12 protein-coding genes and 2 pseudogenes are annotated in these 12,958 nt (G+C 58.9%); 12 read left to right on the plus strand and 2 right to left on the minus strand.

Going from position 1 to position 12,958, the window contains the following annotated elements; genetic code table 11:
- Positions 1–5: 5 nt before the first annotated feature.
- Positions 6–317 (minus strand): helix-turn-helix transcriptional regulator, encoded by a 312-nt coding sequence (locus tag GH681_RS15195; protein WP_153162339.1) that lies wholly within the window; start codon positions 315–317, stop codon positions 6–8.
- A 185-nt stretch (positions 318–502) separates the two neighbouring features.
- Here GH681_RS15195 and GH681_RS15200 point away from each other — a divergent pair, with 185 nt between their 5' ends.
- The 10 genes from GH681_RS15200 to GH681_RS15245 all read left to right on the plus strand — a co-directional run bounded on the left by GH681_RS15200 (position 503) and on the right by GH681_RS15245 (position 10,239).
- Entirely contained in the window at positions 503–844 is a 342-nt protein-coding gene (locus GH681_RS15200) for an ATP synthase subunit I (protein WP_153162340.1), read from the plus strand.
- A 2-nt stretch (positions 845–846) separates the two neighbouring features.
- The gene (atpB, locus tag GH681_RS15205; RefSeq protein WP_153162341.1) at positions 847–1,689 is read left to right on the plus strand and encodes a F0F1 ATP synthase subunit A; all 843 of its coding nucleotides are present in this window, start codon (positions 847–849) and stop codon (positions 1,687–1,689) included.
- Between the two features lie 61 nt (positions 1,690–1,750).
- Complete coding sequence (gene atpE / locus GH681_RS15210) at positions 1,751–1,996, plus strand: F0F1 ATP synthase subunit C (protein ID WP_079434620.1); 246 nt, start codon at positions 1,751–1,753, stop codon at positions 1,994–1,996.
- Between the two features lie 35 nt (positions 1,997–2,031).
- On the plus strand, positions 2,032–2,505 hold the full coding sequence (locus tag GH681_RS15215; protein ID WP_153162342.1) for a F0F1 ATP synthase subunit B: 474 nt from the start codon (positions 2,032–2,034) through the stop codon (positions 2,503–2,505).
- A 3-nt stretch (positions 2,506–2,508) separates the two neighbouring features.
- Positions 2,509–3,045, plus strand: coding sequence for a F0F1 ATP synthase subunit delta (locus GH681_RS15220; RefSeq protein WP_153162343.1), 537 nt, complete (start codon positions 2,509–2,511; stop codon positions 3,043–3,045).
- 11 nt (positions 3,046–3,056) lie between these two features.
- Positions 3,057–4,595, plus strand: a complete 1,539-nt coding sequence (atpA, locus tag GH681_RS15225; RefSeq protein WP_153162344.1) for a F0F1 ATP synthase subunit alpha — start codon at positions 3,057–3,059, stop codon at positions 4,593–4,595.
- A 21-nt stretch (positions 4,596–4,616) separates the two neighbouring features.
- Positions 4,617–5,486 (plus strand): F0F1 ATP synthase subunit gamma, encoded by an 870-nt coding sequence (atpG, locus tag GH681_RS15230; RefSeq protein WP_153162345.1) that lies wholly within the window; start codon positions 4,617–4,619, stop codon positions 5,484–5,486.
- Positions 5,487–5,513: 27 nt separating this feature from the next.
- The gene (gene atpD, locus GH681_RS15235) at positions 5,514–6,890 is read left to right on the plus strand and encodes a F0F1 ATP synthase subunit beta (protein WP_153162346.1); all 1,377 of its coding nucleotides are present in this window, start codon (positions 5,514–5,516) and stop codon (positions 6,888–6,890) included.
- 60 nt (positions 6,891–6,950) lie between these two features.
- Positions 6,951–7,376, plus strand: coding sequence for a F0F1 ATP synthase subunit epsilon (locus GH681_RS15240; protein ID WP_153162347.1), 426 nt, complete (start codon positions 6,951–6,953; stop codon positions 7,374–7,376).
- Positions 7,377–8,634: 1,258 nt separating this feature from the next.
- Positions 8,635–10,239, plus strand: a complete 1,605-nt coding sequence (locus GH681_RS15245; RefSeq protein ID WP_228111925.1) for a ShlB/FhaC/HecB family hemolysin secretion/activation protein — start codon at positions 8,635–8,637, stop codon at positions 10,237–10,239.
- A 319-nt stretch (positions 10,240–10,558) separates the two neighbouring features.
- Here the strand turns inward: GH681_RS15245 and GH681_RS23730 are convergent, their stop codons facing one another.
- Entirely contained in the window at positions 10,559–10,813 is a 255-nt protein-coding gene (locus GH681_RS23730; RefSeq protein WP_228111926.1) for a hypothetical protein, read from the minus strand.
- On the opposite strand from GH681_RS23730, the pseudogene GH681_RS23735 reads away from it, so the two are divergent.
- Both GH681_RS23735 and GH681_RS15260 read left to right on the plus strand, forming a co-directional pair.
- Positions 10,767–12,607 (plus strand): annotated as a pseudogene (locus GH681_RS23735) (hemagglutinin repeat-containing protein). The gene GH681_RS23730 and the pseudogene GH681_RS23735 sit on opposite strands and share 47 nt — an antisense overlap.
- A gap of 176 nt (positions 12,608–12,783) precedes the next feature.
- Positions 12,784–12,958 (plus strand): annotated as a pseudogene (locus tag GH681_RS15260) (IS5/IS1182 family transposase); the annotation flags it as partial.

The following is a 12,958-nucleotide window of genomic DNA, read 5'->3' on the forward strand; positions in this document are numbered from 1 at the left end:
GTGGATCAGAGATCGGTGTCGAGGTAAGTCGTCACCTTGCCGAAGGCGTCTTGCAGGAAAGGCTTGTTTACATGGAAGTAAATCTCCTTGCCCTGCCGCTCGGCGATCAGCACGCCAGCCTCGCGGAGCACCTTGAGGTGGTGGGAAACCGTGGAGCGGGCGAGGGTCGAGACCTCTGCGATCTGCCCCACGTTGAGGCGCTCACCCGGCTCGAAGGTGAGCAGGATGCGCTGGCGATGTTCATCGCCCAGCGCGGCAAAGATGGCGGAGATATCACGCCATGTTTCGGGGATCGACCGGGAGTAGTTCTTGTTCATGTCGATAATCATCGATATGTTTTTCGGGCATGTCAAGCGCCCCCTTGTGGCGAACTGCGGAATTTCAAGCCCCTGATGCGATGTTGCGGTGCGTCAGTAATTGACTTTGTCACGGTTAACCCGTAGGATCCGCGTGTTTTTCGTACGGCGGACGGCGCAACACCCGGCGTGCCACGCAGAGAGCCATGTTCAAAGCGGTATTCCTGCAGATAGGCGCGACAATTCTGACGGCATTGATCGTCGGAGCGATTACAGGGGTGCGCGGTGCGTTGTCGGCGGCGTTGGGAGGCGCAGCCTGTGTTCTTCCCAATTTGTTGTTCGCCCTGCGCCTGCACTTTGTTTCAAAGCGGCCGGCTGCGTCGTACCCGCTTGCGTTTTTTGTTGGCGAGTTTCTGAAGATCGCGTCAACCGTAGGATTGTTGGCGACCGTTCAACTCGTGTATCCAGACGTCCATTGGTTGGCGTTGTTCATCGGGTTGGTCGTGGCGCTTAAGGCGAATTTGTTTGCATTTTTGGTGAAGACCTGACCATGAGTACTGGCCACGAAGCCCACGCACCCACCGCTGGCGAATATATCGTCCACCACCTGACCCACCTGAACAGCACGGGTCATGCCCAGACTGCGATCATTGACTGGAGTGTCTGGAACCTTGACACCCTGTTCTTCTCGATCGGTCTCGGCATCGTCACGCTGCTGATCCTGATCAAGTGCGCGAGCAGCGCCACTTCCGGTGTTCCCGGCCGCTTCCAGGCCGCAATCGAAATTCTCGTCGAGATGGTCGCCGACCAGGCCAAGGGCATCGTGCATAGCGCCGAATCCCGCAAGTTCGTCGCGCCCGTCGCTCTCACGGTGTTCTTCTGGATCTTCCTGATGAACTCCATGGACTTCCTGCCGGTCGATCTGCTTCCCAAGATCTGGGCGCTCATCTCCGGTGACGAGCACGCTTACCTCCGCGTCGTTCCCACCGCCGACCTGAACGGCACCCTCGGCATGTCCATTGGTGTCCTGCTGATCTGTCTGTACTACAACATCAAGATCAAGGGTTTTGGTGGCTGGGTGCATGAGCTCTTCACCGCGCCGTTCGGTTCCCACCCGCTCCTGTATCCGATCAACTTCCTGATGCAGATGATCGAATTCCTGGCCAAGACCGTCTCCCACGGCATGCGACTGTTCGGCAACATGTACGCTGGCGAACTGGTGTTCATGCTGATCGCGCTGATGGGCGGCACCGCCACTGTCTTCGGCTTCCTCGGTCATGTCGTTGCGGGCTCCATCTGGGCCGTCTTCCACATCCTGATCGTCGCCCTGCAGGCCTTCATCTTCATGATGCTGACCCTGGTGTACATTGGTCAGGCGCACGAAAGCCACTAAGTTTCAGTTTCAAGCAGTCGTTTCGGTTTCTATTTAAATCATCTCAACTAAAGGAGTAGTCATGGAACACGTTCTCGGTTTTGTTGCTCTGGCCGCCGGTCTGATCATCGGTCTGGGTGCTATCGGTGCCTGTATCGGTATCGGCATCATGGGTAGCAAGTACCTGGAAGCTTCCGCTCGCCAACCCGAGCTGATGAACGCCCTGCAGACCAAGATGTTCCTGCTGGCCGGTCTGATCGACGCTGCGTTCCTGATCGGTGTCGGTATCGCCATGATGTTTGCGTTCGCCAACCCGTTCAAGATCTAAGTTTCGCGGTTCAACCTGACTAAAGGAAGATTACCGTGAATCTGAACGCAACCCTGGTAGCCCAGCTCGTTGTGTTCTTCATTCTGGCGTGGGTCACGATGAAGTTCGTGTGGCCCCCCATTGTGAAGGCACTCGATGAGCGCGCGAAGAAGATCGCTGACGGGCTGGCGGCTGCGGACAAGGCGAAGAGCGATCTCGCACATGCCGAGAAGAAAGTCGTCGAAGAAATGCGCAAGGCCCGCGAGTCCGCTACGGACGTCCGTGCCTCTGCTGAAAAGCAGGCCGCAGTATTCCTCGACGAAGCGCGCGCCGAAGCCGCCCGAATCATTGCCCAGGCCCGTGAAGCCGCCGAAGCCGAAGCCGGCGTCGCTGCTCAGCGTGCCAAGGAAGCCCTGCGCGATCAGGTCGCCCATCTGGCTGTCGCTGGTGCCGAGAAGATCCTCCGCAAGGAGATCAACGCTCAGGCCCATGCTGACCTGCTGGCCAACCTGAAACAGGAACTTCAATAAGCCATGGCCGAGAACGTCACCATCGCACGCCCCTATGCTGAAGCAGCCTTTCAGCTCGCTTCTGCGGGCAATGCGCTGGGGCCTTGGTCGGAAGCACTTGATCAGCTGTCGGCAATCGCCACTGATCCGCAAATGCGGGATTGCATCACCGATCCCAAGCTCCAGCCCGAGCAACTGGCTGGACTCTTCCTCGATGTGGCCGGTACCGGACTGACTGCCGAACAGCAGAACTATGTCCGCGTTCTTGTCGACAACGAGCGTCTGCAAGTGCTTCCCGAGATCCGTGACCTGTTCGTTGCTCTCAAGAACGAACACGAAGGTGTCAAGGAGGCGAGCATCGCCTCTGCCTTCCCGATGGACGATTCCACGCTGAAGACGTTGATCGCCGACCTTGAAGCCCGCTTCAAGGCCAAGCTCAACGTAACCGTCAGTGTCGACCCCGAGTTGATCGGTGGGGTCAAGATCGCCGTTGGGGATGAAGTCATCGACGCCTCGGTCCGCGGCAAGCTCGCGAACATGGCCGCCGCGCTAAAGAACTAGGAGCATAAGCTATGCAACTTAACCCCTCTGAAATCAGTGACCTGATCAAGAGTCGGATTCAGAACCTGCAACTGTCGGCGAATGCCCGTACCGAAGGTACCGTGGTGTCGGTGACTGACGGTATCTGCCGTATCCACGGCCTGTCCGATGCCATGCAGGGCGAAATGCTGGAATTCCCCGGCAACGTTTTCGGCCTCGCGATGAACCTCGAGCGCGACTCCGTCGGCGCTGTGGTTCTGGGCGAATACGAAGGCATCTCCGAAGGTGACACCGTCAAGTGCACCGGTCGTATTCTTGAAGTTCCGGTCGGCCCCGAGCTGATCGGTCGTGTTGTTAACTCCCTGGGCCAGCCGATCGACGGCAAGGGCCCGGTTAACGCCAAGCTGTCCGAGCCGATCGAAAAGGTTGCTCCGGGCGTGATCTGGCGTAAATCGGTGTCCCAGCCGGTGCAGACCGGCCTCAAGTCGGTTGACGCCATGGTTCCCGTCGGTCGTGGCCAGCGCGAGCTGATCATCGGCGACCGTCAGACCGGTAAGACTGCCGTTGCGGTTGATGCGATCATCAACCAAAAGGGCGAAAACATGGTGTGTATCTACGTTGCGGTCGGTCAGAAGGCTTCGACCATCGCCAACGTGGTTCGCAAGCTCGAAGAGCACGGCGCGATGGAATACACCATCGTCGTCGCCGCGACCGCCTCCGAGTCCGCCGCGATGCAGTACATCGCCCCGTACTCCGGCTGCACCATGGGCGAATACTTCCGCGACCGCGGTCAAGACGCCCTGATCATTTATGACGATCTGACCAAGCAAGCCTGGGCCTACCGTCAGGTTTCCCTGCTGCTGCGTCGTCCGCCTGGCCGTGAAGCCTACCCCGGCGACGTGTTCTACCTGCACTCCCGTCTGCTCGAACGCGCTGCCCGCGTGTCCGAAGACTACGTCGAGCAATTCACGAAGGGTGAAGTCAAGGGTAAGACCGGTTCGCTGACCGCTCTCCCCGTGATCGAAACCCAGGCCGGCGACGTTTCCGCGTTCGTTCCGACCAACGTGATCTCGATTACCGACGGCCAGATCTTCCTGGAAACCGACCTCTTCAACGCTGGTATCCGCCCCGCTATCAACGCCGGTATCTCGGTGTCCCGCGTCGGTGGTGCTGCTCAGACCAAGGTCATCAAGAAGCTCGGCGGCGGTGTGCGTCTGGCACTGGCCCAGTACCGTGAGCTGGCTGCGTTTGCGCAGTTCGCTTCCGACCTGGACGAAGCCACCCGCAAGCAGCTTGAGCGCGGCCGTCTCGTTACCGAACTGATGAAGCAGCAGCAGTACGCTCCGCTCAAGGTTTCGGAAATGGCGATCACGCTGTTCGCGGTCGACAAGGGCGCTTTCGACGATGTCGATGTCAAGCGTGCCCTGGCCTGCGAAGCCGCGATGCACCAGTACGTCAAGACCAAGGCCGCCGATCTGGTTACCAAGATCGAAACGACCAAGGATCTCGACGCCGACGGTGCCAAGCAGCTCGCTGCTGTCATCGAAGAGTTCAAGAAGAGCTGGGCTTAACGCGGGCATACGGAGAGCAATATGGCTAGCGGTAAAGAGATCCGTAACAAGATCAAGAGTGTCCAGAACACTAAAAAGATCACCAAAGCCATGGAGATGGTGGCAGCGTCCAAGATGCGGAAGGCTCAAGACCGCATGCGGGCTGCCCGTCCCTACGCCGAGAAGATCCGCCGTCTCGCCGCGAATCTGTCTGCAGCCAACATCACCGACTACAAGCATCCGTTCCTCGTCAAGAAGGACAATGCCAAGCGTGTGGGGCTCATCGTCGTCACGACCGACAAGGGTCTGTGCGGTGGCCTCAACACCAACACCTTGCGTGTCGGGTTGAACGCGCTCAAGGATTGGGAAAGCAATGGAGTCACCGACATTCGCGTGACCGCCATCGGTAACAAGGGGCTGGGTTTCATGCAGCGTCTGGGTGCCAAGGTGGTCTCGCATGTCACCCAGCTCGGGGACACTCCCCACCTGGAAAAGCTGATCGGACCCGTCAAGGTCATGATCGATGCGTTCCAGAATGGCGAGCTGGATGAAGTGCACATTGTTTACTCCCGCTTCATCAATACGATGAAGCAGGAACCTCAGCTTGAGCAGCTTCTCCCGCTGACCGGCGAGCGTCTCGGTACCCCGGAAGGGAACTGGGACTACCTCTACGAGCCGGATGCGCAGGTGGTGATCGACGAACTCCTGGTGCGCTACGTCGAAGCGCTGGTGTACCAGGCCGTCGCCGAGAACATGGCGTCCGAACAGAGTGCCCGGATGGTGGCGATGAAGGCAGCCTCCGACAACGCAGGAAGCGTGATCGGCGAACTCCAACTGGTCTACAACAAGACCCGTCAGGCCGCGATCACCAAGGAACTGTCTGAAATTGTCGGCGGCGCAGCCGCGGTGTAACGCTTTAACAAGTTTGGGGAAACGACGATGAGTCAAGGAACGATCGTTCAATGCATCGGCGCCGTGGTGGATGTGCAGTTCCCGCGCGACGCGATGCCCAAGATTTACGACGCCCTTACCCTGGAAGGTGCTGAACTGGTTCTTGAAGTTCAGCAGCAACTGGGCGACGGCGTTGTGCGTACCATTGCGCTGGGGTCTTCGGACGGCCTGCGTCGTGGCATGCAAGTTTCGAATACCGGCAAGGGTATTGCCGTGCCGGTTGGCCACGGTACCCTGGGCCGCATCATGGATGTGCTGGGTCGTCCGATCGACGAAGCCGGTCCGATCCAGTGTGACGAGCGTCGGGTCATTCACCAGAAGGCCCCGAAGTTCGACGAGCTGTCCCCGTCCGTGGATCTGCTCGAAACCGGCATCAAGGTTATCGATCTGATCTGCCCGTTCGCCAAGGGCGGTAAGGTCGGTCTGTTCGGTGGCGCCGGTGTGGGCAAGACCGTGAACATGATGGAGCTCATCAACAACATCGCCAAGCAGCACAGCGGTCTGTCGGTGTTTGCTGGCGTGGGCGAGCGTACCCGTGAGGGCAACGACTTCTACCACGAAATGAAGGACTCCAACGTTCTCGACAAGGTTGCGATGGTGTTCGGTCAGATGAACGAGCCCCCCGGCAACCGTCTGCGTGTGGCGCTGACCGGCCTGACCATGGCCGAGCGCTTCCGTGACGAAGGTCGTGACATCCTGTTCTTCGTGGATAACATCTACCGTTACACCCTGGCCGGTACCGAAGTGTCCGCGCTGCTGGGTCGTATGCCGTCTGCGGTGGGTTACCAGCCGACGCTGGCCGAAGAAATGGGCCGTCTGCAGGAGCGTATCACCTCCACCAAGGTGGGCTCGATCACCTCCATCCAGGCCGTGTATGTGCCTGCGGATGACTTGACCGACCCGTCGCCTGCGACCACCTTCCTCCACCTGGATTCGACCGTCGTGCTGTCGCGTGACATCGCTTCCCTGGGTATCTACCCGGCTGTGGATCCGCTCGACTCCACCTCCCGCCAGCTCGATCCGCTGGTCGTGGGCGAAGAGCACTACAGCACCGCTCGTGGCGTTCAGCAGACCCTTCAGCGTTACAAGGAACTGCGCGACATCATCGCGATTCTGGGTATGGACGAACTGGCTCCGGAAGACAAGCTGCTTGTTTCCCGCGCTCGTAAGATCCAACGTTTCCTGTCCCAGCCGTTCTTCGTGGCGGAAGTGTTTACCGGTTCCCCCGGCAAGTACGTTCCCCTGAAGGAAACGATCAAGGGCTTCAAGACGATCCTCAGCGGTGAAGTTGACCACCTGCCCGAGCAGGCCTTCTACATGGTCGGCCCGATCGAAGAAGTCTTCGAAAAAGCGAAGACCCTCTGATCAATGCGACCATCGCCCGGCGGCGCCTGATGGCACCGCCGGTTTGAGGAGGATATAGCTGTGGCAATGACCATCCATGTCGACATCGTCAGCGCAGAAGAGTTGATCTTCTCCGGTCTGGCTGAATTCGTGGCTCTCCCCGGTGAATCGGGCGAGCTGGGCATTCTGCCTGGCCACATGCCGCTGATGACCCGTGTCAAGCCGGGTGCTGTACGCGTCAAGGTTCAGAACCAACCGGAAGAAGAACTGATTTTCGTGGCCGGTGGGCTGCTGGAAGTTCAGCCGAATCTGGTTACCGTGCTGGCGGACACCGCCATCCGCGGTAAGGATCTGGACGAAGCGAAAGCCCTCGATGCCAAGCGGCTGGCGGAAGAGGCGCTGCAGAATCAGGGTTCCGCCCTCGAGTATGCAAAGGCTCAATCCGAACTGGCGTCTGCACTGGCGCAAATCGCTGCGATCAACCGCCTGAAGAAGCGCGGTCACTGATAGCGACGAGTATCGGTAATGTGAAAGGGGCAGTCCGAAAGGGCTGCCCCTTTTTCTTTTTGTGCTGCATAACCCATCTTGCTCCCGAAAGGTCGCTCGCGTCCGAAGATGGCGAAGTGCTTGAAATCAGGTGACCGGTCGGCCTTGTCAAGCCTGTCCTGCGGGCTGAAATGCCTCGCAACGAGGTAGTTCCGTGCGATCGTGTCAGTCTTGGAGACTCCCGTCTGGATTCCAGCGTTCCGCTGCTAGCCGCCTGATCGAGCACGGGGCCGATGTCGGCCTCGCCGGCTCTGACGAGGTGTAGGAGATTTGCCAGGACCCTGCTGGTGCTGATGTGTCAGCGACCGCGGGCGCCTTTCCCTCAACTTGAATCCGCTGACCGACCTCTAGCGGCGATTGCGTGGTCGAAGGTTTCATGCAGAGCGCCCCACGTTCAAGCGCCCCACATTCTCCGCAGCCGGTAGGTCGGTTCGTTTGGGACGCGTCGATGTCCAGAACCTCATCGGCGCTGTACGCGCCGCGCTCATCGCCACCGGAGCAAGTCCGGCAGATTGAGACGAACACCAGCATGAGTGGCATCACTTCCCTTGCCTTCATTGACACCCCACAAGCCAGGGAAGGCCCTCGGTGGCTCGGGCGCGCCCTTTCGCCATGCGCAACAGCATGTGCAGGTTGTCCGGGACAGCTCGCCGGAACCAGCGCCTGAAGATGCTCTTGCATCAGCTGTTGAGGATCGTCGGAAAGAGTTCGTCATGCGCAACTCGCACGCAGCATGCGACGCAGGGCGTTGTGTGCCTCGCGCAAATCGTTCCTGTGCGGGCTTGCAGACAGGCGCCGGGGGTGTCTGGCATTGGAAATGGCGGCCGTCGCGTCGATGTAGCCGAGGTTTCACGGGCTTTGGTCGATGCACGACAGGTGCTCGGACATCACCTGTGTAGAGCAAAAAGCCATCACCCGGTAATGCCTGATGGGCAATTCAATCTAATCAGGATAGCTGAAGCTTGATTATTGGTATGTGTACTGAATATAATGACAGGCAATGACATAAAAATTTCAATAGTGCTTCTGAATCGCGATAAACATCGAGGTTTGCGCGTTGCCAGAGATGCGGTTGGGTACATTCATGCCTTCATCAGTCCTTCAACGCTCAGGATTGGCTCTGCAACATTGGTGCCCCCTGATTCGATACGTCAGTGCTGTCGTCACGTGCAGTTTGGCGCTGGTCGGTGCTCATGCGCAGTCGCCGACGGACGAACTCTTGCGCCAGCAGGACCGCGAACGTCACCTCCGGGAGCTGCTGGAACGAGCGCCTGACGTCAGGCTTGAGCGGGCTGTTGGAGCCGATGACCAGCCACTGGTACAGGGTGAGACCCCGTGCTTTCTGATTCAGCGCATTGATCTGGTGGGTGGCGGCGCTGATTTTTCATGGGCACTTGCGGCGATCGACCGGCCAGAGGATCCCGCTACGGGGCGGTGTCTGGGTTCCGGGGCGATCAATCAGCTTATGACTCGCTTGCAGAACCGCCTGATCTCCCGGGGCTTTGTGACGAGCCGGATCGTTGCAGGGCCCCAGGATCTGAACTCAGGTGTGCTGACGCTTACGCTCGTTCCGGGCCGCATCCGGGAGATTCGCACGGCTGACGGCAAGGATATCTCTGTTGGTCTTCGCACAGCATTGCCGCTGAAAGCCGGCGATCTTCTCAACTTGCGCGACATCGAACAGGGGCTTGAAAACCTCAGGCGGGTGCCCACGGCCGACGCAGACATCCAGATCTTGCCGCCCCGGGATGCTCAGGCCCGGCCCGGCGAGTCTGATCTTGTTCTGGACTGGCGTCAGGAGCGGTGGGCGCGTATCAACCTCGGGCTGGATGACAGTGGTACCAAGGCCACGGGCAGGTTCATTGGTTCGTTCACCCTGTCGATCGACAACGGACTCGGTCTGAATGACCTTGCCTATATCAGCCTTAACCACGACCTGGGCGGTGGGGTCGCTGGTAGTCGGGGTACCCGGGGATACACGACGCATTACTCGGTACCGGTGGGCTACTGGCTACTCGGGGCGACGGCCAGCGGTACGACTTACCATCAGGCCGTTGCGGGCGCCACGCAAACGTATCGCTATGGGGGTGAGTCCGAGAACGGAGAACTTCGTCTGACCCGACTCTTCCACCGCGATGCGGCGAGCAAGACGAGCGGCTACCTCAAGGCGTGGGTTCGGCAGTCAAACAACTACATTGATGACACGGAGATCCTCGTTCAACGTCGCCGTACGGCTGGCTGGGAGGCGGGACTCAGTCATCGTGCATTCCTTGGCAGCGCCTCCGTCGATCTCGATCTTGCCAATCGTCGCGGGACTGGTGCTTTCGGTGCATTGCCGTCGCCTGAAGAGCCGTTTGGGGAAGGTAGTGCACGTGCGGGCATCTGGACTTTCGGGGTACAACTCGGCGTGCCGTTTCGGCTGGGTGATCTGGGGTTCCGTTATCTCGCGGCGGGTCGGCTGCAACGCAGTGACGGCCCGCTCGTGCCGCAGGATCGCTTTGCCATCGGTGGGCGTTACACAGTGCGCGGCTTTGATGGCGAGATGCTCCTGACCGGCGATCGGGGCTGGCTGTGGCGCAACGATCTTGCACTTTCGCTGAGGGATACCGGCGCGGAGCTCTATCTCGGCGCCGACGCCGGCGCAGTCAGCGGACGAAGTACCACCCACCTGATCGGGCGTCGCCTGGCCGGTGGGGTGATCGGCGTGAGGGGGAACATCGCGTCCGTCACCTATGACGTCTTTGCGGGTGCGCCCTTGTCGCGACCACGGGGCTTTGCCAGCCCGGAAGGGCTCATGGGCTTCACCCTCGGATGGAGCTGGTAGCCCGGCTCTGGTTGGTACCGGACGAGTCGACCCGACCCGAGCCGACCCGACGGGGGAGCCCTGGCCGATCGTCATCTTCATCCGCCTGCTGTGACCTTCATGAGTCGCTCGCCCGGGAGTCATCGGGCGGGGGTGCAATCTTGGACTCACTTCGGGCGCCCTTCCTTGATCCACCGGGCCCGTAGGGCCCCATCTCCAGAAACTCGATTCAGCGCCTGCCATGAACAAGCTCTGTTACCGCATCGTTTTCAACAAGGTCCGCGGCATGTTGATGGCCGTTGGTGAGGTTGCCCGGCGTAATGCCAAATCCGGAGAGTCGTCAGGGCAAGGTGGGTCGGTGGGGACGACAGCGGGTGTGGGAATGCTGCTCTTGTCGGGCGGGATGATCTGGGTTCCATCGCTTCATGCGCAGATCGTTGCCGATCCGGCAGCACCGGGTGTTCAGCGGCTGACTTAGCGTCAGTTTCAGCAGCAACAGCTCGGACAGCAGTGCCCAGACCATCAGCAACACATCGGCTGGCAGCAGCATCAAATCAGAGCAGAACATCGCACTTGTGGCGCGCAACGAGGACATTTCCATTCGCGGAAGCCGAGTCGATGCCGCGGGCGCTGTCGGCCTTTCGGCTGCTCGTGACGTAAAGCTTGCCGCCAGTCAGGATACGCAGATCAACCAGAGCCAGAACTCGAGCAGCGGCTACTCGGTAGGTGTCTCTGCAAACGCCGGGAAGAAGAGTCCCGGCGTTACGCTCGATCTTGCGGCAAACATGGGCAAAGGAAAGGGAAATGCCGAGAGTGTTGCGTACGCGAATTCCCATCTGACCGGCGGGCAGGCTGTTACATGCAGTCAGGTCGGGATACGGAACTGGCCGGCGCAACGGTCGATGCGCCGCACATCTCCATGTCGGCTGGGCGGGATCTCACTCTCTCGAGCCTGCAGGATTGGTCGACCAGCCGTTCTGTCCAGCGAAACATCGGGGTTTCCGCAAGCATCGCCATCTATGGTCCCGCGACAAGCAACGTCTCGGCCAGCTTTGCGCGCAGTACGAGCAACAGCGATTATCTCGGTGTCAATGAGCAGACCGCGGTACGCGCAGGGGTGGGGGGCTTCGATATCCTGGTCGGCGCTCATACTGCACTCAACGGAGCCGTCATTGCGAGCGCCGCCGCTCCTGCTCATAACTCTTTGATCACGGGAACCCTGAGCACTACCGACCTGGCCAACCGGTTCGACGCAAGCGCTGAAAGCCGCGGCCTGACGCTCAGTTCGTCGATGTTCGATGGCAAGTATCAAACGATCAAGAGCGTAACCGGCAATCTGCTCAATAACGGCAATGCAGAGGCTCACGACCAGAGCAGGACGCTCAGCGCGATCTCCGGAGGGAATGTCGTCATCCGTGATGAGGTGGGGCAGGTCATGCGTTCCGGCCAGTCAGCTCAAGCGACAGTTGCCAATCTGTTGAGGGACACGTCGGCCACCCATCGCTCACTGGAACAGGTGGATGTTGGCGAATTGACTCAGGAGGCCAGACGGGAGCAGGCGGATAACATGCTCGCGTTCAGTACGCTGACTGCATTTACCGACGAAGCGTATCGGCGAGCGTTTGTGGATGCTGCGAAGCTCTACAAGATAGAGCGCAACGAAGAAAATGAACCGGTTTATGTGGAGGTAGCTCAGGCCGACTGGTTAAATCTCGAAAAGGGAGATGACGGTAAAGTTCATGTGTCAAATAATGGGATCTTCAATACGCTTGAAGATGCGTCGAAAAATGCACTTCAGAATTCTGCGGAGTACCGAGGGCCTCAATACTTAATTTATTTTCCGCAGTCCGATAACATCATTTCAGAGTTCATGATTGCCGGCTACATGAAAGTCTTGGATAACGGCTTTTTTGGATTGACTAACGCTACCCAGAAGACGGTCGATCTGATGAATCAATATGAAAACGATGGTCTGGATGTATCGGGTCATAGTCGCGGAGGGATGACAGTGGGTAATGCGCTTGAAGCATTGATGGCTACGAAGTCTTCGGAGAAGATAATCACAGCGACAAACCTCAAGTTTTTCGGGTCCGCTTACAACGCAAAAAAAGCGGACGATATGCTGAGTTCCTTGAGCGGTGGAGGCGGTCGAGTGGAAATGCAAACGCACATGGATGATCTCGTAGGCATCTATCTTGGGGGTAATCCGAGCACCGGCGGAACAACTCGCGAAGGCTGGACAAAGTTGGCAGATTGGTTGTACATGTTCAAGGGAAAAGATACCGTACATAATTGCTATGGGCACGGGAGCGAAGCGTGCCGTGATTACTGGGGAATGACGTTTCCAAAGTCGGTTACGGTAAAGCGGGTGGTAAATGAAAGTAATTAGTCTTATTTCGATACTATTTTTCTCTGGATGCGTAATTACAGGTATTGATAAGCCTAGTTCTTATGATTTCGAGTTGTGGTGGAAGAACGGCGCATCAACTGGCCACCTCGAAAAACCTCGACTCGCCCACCCTTGATAAAATTACATCGTTCTGAATCCGCCCCGAGCCGACTCCGATGAAACCGCGCAGCGCCATCAAGACCGACCTGTTCGCCGACGAACTTCACCGCAAGAAGATCGACACCCTGGGTGATCCGCTGGCCGAGATCGAGTCCTACATCGACTTCGCGGCGCTGGCGGCCGAGGTGGATCGCATCGCGCCCCGGCCGGTCAGCCCTCAGGGTGGCCGCC

The organism is Zoogloea sp. 1C4 (assembly GCF_009469605.1).
In the GTDB taxonomy this organism is placed as follows: Bacteria; Pseudomonadota; Gammaproteobacteria; order Burkholderiales; family Rhodocyclaceae; genus Zoogloea; species Zoogloea oryzae.

Coding starts and splice junctions, on each gene's coding strand:
- GH681_RS15195 (WP_153162339.1), bottom strand. CDS start 317: ATGAACAAGAACTACTCCCGGTCGATCCCCGAAACATGGCGTGATATC.
- GH681_RS15200 (WP_153162340.1), top strand. CDS start 503: ATGTTCAAAGCGGTATTCCTGCAGATAGGCGCGACAATTCTGACGGCA.
- atpB (WP_153162341.1), top strand. CDS start 847: ATGAGTACTGGCCACGAAGCCCACGCACCCACCGCTGGCGAATATATC.
- atpE (WP_079434620.1), top strand. CDS start 1,751: ATGGAACACGTTCTCGGTTTTGTTGCTCTGGCCGCCGGTCTGATCATC.
- GH681_RS15220 (WP_153162343.1), top strand. CDS start 2,509: ATGGCCGAGAACGTCACCATCGCACGCCCCTATGCTGAAGCAGCCTTT.
- atpA (WP_153162344.1), top strand. CDS start 3,057: ATGCAACTTAACCCCTCTGAAATCAGTGACCTGATCAAGAGTCGGATT.
- atpG (WP_153162345.1), top strand. CDS start 4,617: ATGGCTAGCGGTAAAGAGATCCGTAACAAGATCAAGAGTGTCCAGAAC.
- atpD (WP_153162346.1), top strand. CDS start 5,514: ATGAGTCAAGGAACGATCGTTCAATGCATCGGCGCCGTGGTGGATGTG.
- GH681_RS23730 (WP_228111926.1), bottom strand. CDS start 10,813: ATGTCCTCGTTGCGCGCCACAAGTGCGATGTTCTGCTCTGATTTGATG.